This window comes from Mesorhizobium sp. M4B.F.Ca.ET.203.01.1.1 (assembly GCF_004791025.1).
In the GTDB taxonomy this organism is placed as follows: domain Bacteria; phylum Pseudomonadota; class Alphaproteobacteria; order Rhizobiales; family Rhizobiaceae; genus Mesorhizobium; species Mesorhizobium abyssinicae.
On record NZ_SRUO01000304.1, the window covers coordinates 1 to 280 of the forward strand.

Sequence of the window (280 nt, forward strand, 5' to 3'; positions counted from 1 at the left end):
GTTCGCCCATCTGCACCATGCCCGCAGCGATCAGGCCGTAGTCGGCCAGCATGCCCAGCACGCGGCGGGGATCGGAACGCGCCGGCCGCCACAGCAGCCAGCCGAACAGCAGCAGCGACAGGCTCAGGCCGGTCAGCACGATCGCCAGCACACCGACGTACTGGGTGTGCGGCAGATCGTGGCGCGGCGCCGGCAACAGCACGTAGGCCAGGATCAGGCTGATCAGCACGATGCGGACGATCTGCTGGCCGTGCTCGCTGTCCTGGCGCTGGGACAGGCG

At 69.6% G+C, this 280-nt stretch carries 1 protein-coding gene; it reads right to left on the minus strand.

What is annotated here, in order from left to right:
• Positions 1–280, minus strand: a 280-nt coding sequence (locus EN846_RS34815; RefSeq protein WP_210236173.1) for a hypothetical protein, incomplete at both ends; no start/stop codon positions are given.